Genomic DNA, 6,210 nt, shown 5'->3' on the forward strand with positions numbered 1-6,210 from the left:
GATTTGGTTGTGAAGCACATTCTAGTTTTTTTTTAGAAATAGGCTGCTTTTACGCTATCGCACGTTGTGTCTTGAGACGATAATACTTCGATGTCTCTTTGCACTAGCGGTAATTCCCAACTTAAAAAGTATTCCGCAGCGGCAAGCTTGCCTTCATAAAAGTCTACGTCTTGGCCTTTGGCACCTTGAGTTAACGCCTGCTCTGCCACATTGGCCTGGCGCAACCATATCCAGCTAACCACACAACTAGAAAACACATTAAGGAAACAGCTTGCGTTAGTGAGTAGTACAGACTGTTTATCTGAACGTAAGTCGCCAGCCGCTTGTTGAATTAACTCCCCTAGCTTATCGAGATAGGGCTTTAGTTTTTTAGCAATGGCTTGAGCACGGGGAGTCTCCGCTCGCTTCATATCAGTGGTTACGCGAGCAAGTAGCACTTGAAGGCCTTTACCTTCGTGTTGCCATAGCTTTCTGCCAAGCAGGTCGAGAGCCTGAATACCGTTCGTTCCTTCATGAATAGGGTTTAAACGGTTATCACGCCAGCACTGCTCTACTGGATATTCGCGGGTGTACCCTGCTCCACCTAATACTTGTATGGCCAAGTCGTTGGCTTTAGGGCCGAATTCTGACGGCCAAGCTTTAAATACCGGTGTCAGCAAATCGAGCAGTTGAGAAAGCTCGGTGCGTTTGGCTTCATCTTGTTCTGTTTCTAGCTCGTCTATCAACATGCTGCCGTAAAGGCAAAGAGACATACCGCCTTCGCAATACGACTTTTGCGCTAGCAACATACGGCGAACATCACCATGATTAATGATTGGCGTTGGATCATCCTCAGGCGCCAAATTAGGAGCAGCACGGCCTTGGGTTCTGTCTTTTGCATAATCGAGAGAGTAACGATATCCGCGATAGCCAATCATGGCAGCACCATAACCAACCCCAATTCGCGCCTCGTTCATCATCATGAACATATAGCGCAAGCCTTGGTGAGGTTCGCCAATTAAATAGCCGTGACAATCATCGTTATCACCAAAAGTAAGCGCCGTAGAGGTAGTGCCGCGATAACCCATTTTATGGATTAGACCAGCGAGTGACACATCGTTTCGATCGCTCGGGTTGCCCTCTTCATCTAATCGGAACTTAGGCACAGCAATAAGCGATATGCCTTTAACGCCAGCAGGGCCACCAGGAATTTTTGCCAGAACAAGGTGAACAATATTGTCTGAAAGCTCGTGCTCACCGCCTGAAATATAAATTTTACTGCCTTTTACCCGATAGCTACCGTCTTCTTGAGGCTTCGCTGTGGTGCGAATGTCTGCAAGTGCAGAGCCTGCATGTGGCTCTGTCAACGCCATCGTGCCGGTAAAATCACCGGTGAGCATTTTAGGTAAAAACGCATTTTTGATCTCGTCTGAGGCAAAGTGCTTAATTACGTTCGCAGCTGCCGCAGTTAAGAACGGATACGACGTGGTTGATGGGTTTGCCGCAAGGAAATAGCCAGCACACGCATTCATTACGGTAACAGGTAGCTGCATACCGCCGTCTTCATAATCAAAATGTCCGGCAATAAAACCCGATTCTCTGTAGGTATCAAAGGCCACTTTGACATCGTCAATCATGGTCACTTTTTTACCGTCAAACGTAGGCTCGTTTTTATCTGCAATGGCATTGTGAGGAAGGAAAAGCTCTTCTGCCATTTTTTCTGCCATATCGACAACGGCATTAAATGTCTCTACGTTATGATCTTCAAATCGTGTTTTTGAGCAAAGCGCTTCTGTGTCTAGCACTTCATATAACTGGAATTGCATTTCTCTGCGGGGAATAATTTGATCAGCCATGTTCGTCTCCACGAATAATTGTTAACGCATTGTGTCATATTCGTTATCGTGCCATTATTGTCATTAATGACACAATAATGGTCAAAACAGCCATCAATCACTTAAACTAATTAAATATCATAAGTCGCATTACCTTCATGAATAAGTTGTATGAATAACGCCCCGTTTACTGTCACCGTTTTTGGTTTTAATCACGCCCTCGCCTCGGCGATTACTGGGGCACTTGATGTATTCGCTTTTGCGGGAATTAGCTGGCAACGAATCCACAATATGCCCACCTCACAGAAGTTTAAAGTTCAGCTTGCTAGCGCCCATGGACTGCCTTTTCATTGTTCAAATCAGCTTACTCTCACTCCAAATATTGCCATTGAAGATGTGAGTCATACCGATATATTGCTTATCCCCACTATAGGTGGCGATATTGACGCTGTGCTCACTGAAAATCAGCCACAGCTGGTGCATATTAAACGCTTACATAAAGTAGGCGCTGATATAGCGGCAAACTGCACTGGCACCTTCTTATTAGCAGAGACGGGCTTGTTAGACGAGAAAGTAGCAACCACCCATTGGGGCTATGCCGATAAGTTTACACAGCGATACCACAACGTGGATTTACAACCTGAGAAGATGGTGACGGAGCAGGATAATATTTATTGTGCCGGTGGCGGTATGGCGTGGATAGATTTAGCAATCCTGCTTATAGAACGTTACTGCGGCCATCAGATTGCCAGTGACACCGCAAAATCCCACGTTCTCGATTTCTCTAGAACCAATCAAACTGCTTATGCAAGCAGTCGGCAACGCCGTTTTCATACTGATGAAGATATTATGGCGGTACAGTCATTCATAGAAGAACACCTCGCCGACACTATTTCTGTGAGTGCGTTAGCAACTACCCATAACATGACCGAGCGCACATTAACTAGGCGTTTCAAGCTTGCCTGCGGCACAACGCCTGGGCAATATCTTCAGTCGTTGAGAATAGAGCAGGCTCGAAAGCTATTAGAAACCACCGCAATTTCTTTAGAGAAGATTATTAATGCCGTGGGTTACGAAGATTTAAGCTCTTTTACCCGTTTATTTAAAAAAATAACGGGCCTTTCACCATCCCAATACAGAGCGAAGTTTAAGCGTAATTAGCCCATATAATCATTTCGACTGATATTCAAATTAAAGGTAATTTCGCTAAAAACTGCAGCATTTTCTTATAAATTTAGGTAAACTCGCGCCCACTGCGCAAATCCAAAAATAACAAGCGCATGACACTACAAAGAAACTGACACAATCATCTTGGTGAAAAAATGAGTTCATATAAAATCGCGTCATTAGCGTTAGCTATCAGCGCTGCTTTTAGCACGTCGGCATTAGCTCAAGAAGCTGCAACGACTGAAAAGAAAGAATCAGCCCTTGAAAAGATTACTGTAACCGCGCAAAAGCGTACACAGTCTATTCAAGAAGTGCCTATTTCTGTTGCTACTTTAAGCGGCGAGAAGTTCGAAAGCATTTTCTCTGGCGGTGAAGATATTCTTGCACTAGCTGTTCGCGTTCCGGGTCTTTACGCTGAATCATCAAATGGTCGCGTAGCACCACGTTTTTATATTCGTGGTTTGGGTAACACCGACTTCGACCTTGCCGCTTCACAACCTGTTTCTATTATCATGGACGAAGTGGTAATGGAAAACGTGGTTTTAAAAAGCTTCCCACTGTTTGACGTTCAACAAGTAGAAGTACTTCGCGGTCCACAAGGCACACTGTTCGGTCGTAATACCACTGCAGGTATTATCAAATTTGACACCGTTAAGCCTACTCAGGATCTTGAAGGTTATGCCAAAGCTGGCTTCGGCTCTTTTGGTACAATGAACTTTGAAGGCGCAATCAGCGGTGGTTTAACTGACGATCTTTCTGCTCGTTTATCTGTTTTATCGCAAGATCGCGATGACTATATTGATAACGCATTCACAGGCGAAGATGATGCAATTGGTGGCTATGACGAAAAAGCTTACCGTTTACAACTTCTTTGGGAACCTTCTGCAGACTTCTCAGCACTACTAAACGTGCATGGTCGCGACCTTGAAGGTACAGCGTCTATTTTCCGTGCCAACGTTTTCGACAAAGGCAGCAACGACCTAAACGCTAACTACGATCGTGAAACGGTATTCTATGACGGTGATCTTGAAGGCGACGGTATCGACAACAACCCACAAGCATACGAAGGTTTTGGTACATCACTAAAACTTGAATATGACATGGACGACGTTACTTTCACGTCAATCTCAGCACTAGAAACGGCTGACGGTTCAAGCCTTGGTGATGTTGACGGCGGCTTTAACAACGCAGACGGCACATCTGGCCCTGGGTTTATACCATTCTCTGCTGTGACTAAAGATGAGCTGAACGATCTTGAGCAATACACTCAAGAGTTCCGTATCTCTAGTAACACTACAGACGCAATGAACTGGCAACTAGGTGCATTTTATTACGATGCATCATTTAACGTTACTAGTATCGATGGCTTATATGGCGCTTCAACGGTTTTCCACGAAAACCAAACTTGGGCGCTATTTGGTCAAAGCTCTTACCAAGTAAACGAAAAGCTAAACGTAACCGCCGGCGTTCGTTACACCCACGACTCTAAGAGCCTTGTGGTAGGCGATCAAAATGTTGGTGGCTTTTGCTTAGTAGCTGATTTCAACGGTGATGGCATCAAAGAATGTCAGGTACAAAACTATGACGACGTGAATGTAAGTGACGGTCAAGCGAGCTACGAATTAAGTGCAAACTACCGTATTACAGACGACATGTCTGTGTTCGCACGTTATGCAAACGGCTTTAGAGCACAAACAATTCAAGCTCGTGACGTAGCATTTGAAGGCGCGCCTTCTGTAGCTGATTCAGAAACCATTAATTCATTTGAAATTGGTTTTAAGTCTGACCTACTTGACGACTCATTGCGCTTAAACGCTGCCGCTTTCTACTACACAGTTGACGATATGCAGTTCTCTGCAATCGGTGGCGGAAATAACTTCACTGCGCTAGTTAATGCCGATAAAGGTGAAGCCTACGGTTTTGAGCTTGATGCACAATGGTTAGCCACTGATGAGCTTAGCTTTACAGCAGGTTACAGCTACAACCACACAGAAATACAAGATGATTCACTAACTATAGAACCATGCGGTACTAATGCAGGTTCAGGGTTTACTGGTAACTGTACAGTAACTGACCCACGCCCTGACGGTTTTGTTGCATCTATCGACGGCAACCCGTTCCCACAGGCTCCTGAGTCAATTTTTAACTTTACTGCTCGCTACACCATTCCTATGGGTGACGACGGTGAGTTCTTCGTATTTACCGATTGGGCATTCCAAGGCGAAACCAACATCTTCTTATACGAATCCGTTGAGTTTACTACCGACAATAACTTTGAAGGTGGCTTGCGCGTAGGTTACGAAAACTTCGCTCATAACTACACAGTAGCCCTATTTGGTCGCAACATTACTGACGAAGATAACGTTAAAGGCGCTATCGACTTCAATAACCTGACCGGTATTGTTAACCAGCCTCGCATCTGGGGTGTAGAGTTTAAATACACATATTACTAAGCCATTTATTAACAAATAGCTTTTGTAATAACTAGCTTTTTATAATAAATAGAAACGGTAGCCAATTGGCTACCGTTTTTTTATGCGGGTTACAAACACTGCGCGATTCTATCTGCGTAAGTTCTCCAATTATGCCGCTAACTGAACGTCTTGCTTACCACGTCTTACTAACTGTTCTAACTTTCTGCATACTTTCACCCAACGCGCCACACGTTGATAGTAAACCTGTTCTATGAGGTTACCTTTTTCGTCAAATAAAAAACTAGCCAGCTTTCCTTTATGTGAAGGCAAGTAGAAGTGGTGAACATTAAAACACTTCGATAACGGCGCATGCGCTACTTTTTGGTACATGCAAAACGGTAAGTTGTTTGCTCTTTCGTCACCGCCAGTCAGTCGTACACGACGTTGAAATTCATCTGCACCAGGACTCACTAAAATGCCATATTTAGTAATTAACGTATCTACTGACTTAATACCTGTTTGCATATCGTCTCTCCTGCCAAAGCTTAATCATCATCGGAACACGCTTTCTACATAGTTTTTCTACATAGTTGCAGAAGTAAGAAAGGGCGACACTATTTTAACTCGAATCATTTTAAACCACACTGTATATATACAGTATATGTATATTCGTACGAAATGCAAACAAATCGAGTAGGGTGAGGCGTCACCGCCTCATCCCTCTCACAGAACCGTACGTACGGGCCTCGTATACGGCTCCTGCATACTTCATATCGCCATTGTTGGTGACGCAATAAGTAAATTAACTCCTACCG

4 protein-coding genes are annotated in these 6,210 nt (G+C 44.2%); 2 read left to right on the forward strand and 2 right to left on the reverse strand.

Features of this window, described 5'->3' with window-relative positions; genetic code table 11:
• Positions 1-32: 32 nt before the first annotated feature.
• On the reverse strand, positions 33-1,835 hold the full coding sequence (locus O9X84_RS18460) for an acyl-CoA dehydrogenase (protein WP_269521145.1): 1,803 nt from the start codon (positions 1,833-1,835) through the stop codon (positions 33-35).
• 150 nt (positions 1,836-1,985) lie between these two features.
• Here O9X84_RS18460 and O9X84_RS18465 point away from each other — a divergent pair, with 150 nt between their 5' ends.
• Complete coding sequence (locus O9X84_RS18465; protein ID WP_269521146.1) at positions 1,986-2,975, forward strand: GlxA family transcriptional regulator; 990 nt, start codon at positions 1,986-1,988, stop codon at positions 2,973-2,975.
• Positions 2,976-3,136: 161 nt separating this feature from the next.
• Entirely contained in the window at positions 3,137-5,434 is a 2,298-nt protein-coding gene (locus tag O9X84_RS18470; RefSeq protein ID WP_269521147.1) for a TonB-dependent receptor, read from the forward strand.
• Positions 5,435-5,563: 129 nt separating this feature from the next.
• Here the strand turns inward: O9X84_RS18470 and O9X84_RS18475 are convergent, their stop codons facing one another.
• Positions 5,564-5,920 (reverse strand): hypothetical protein, encoded by a 357-nt coding sequence (locus tag O9X84_RS18475; RefSeq protein ID WP_032095839.1) that lies wholly within the window; start codon positions 5,918-5,920, stop codon positions 5,564-5,566.
• Positions 5,921-6,210 lie beyond the last annotated feature (290 nt).

Origin of the sequence: Alteromonas sp. BMJM2, from assembly GCF_027257845.1 — a bacterium.
GTDB lineage: Bacteria > Pseudomonadota > Gammaproteobacteria > Enterobacterales > Alteromonadaceae > Alteromonas.

Bases quoted from the DNA above. Each gene is read 5' to 3' on its own strand.
- O9X84_RS18460 (WP_269521145.1), bottom strand. From the start codon at position 1,835: ATGGCTGATCAAATTATTCCCCGCAGAGAAATGCAATTCCAGTTATAT.
- O9X84_RS18465 (WP_269521146.1), top strand. From the start codon at position 1,986: ATGAATAACGCCCCGTTTACTGTCACCGTTTTTGGTTTTAATCACGCC.
- O9X84_RS18470 (WP_269521147.1), top strand. From the start codon at position 3,137: ATGAGTTCATATAAAATCGCGTCATTAGCGTTAGCTATCAGCGCTGCT.
- O9X84_RS18475 (WP_032095839.1), bottom strand. From the start codon at position 5,920: ATGCAAACAGGTATTAAGTCAGTAGATACGTTAATTACTAAATATGGC.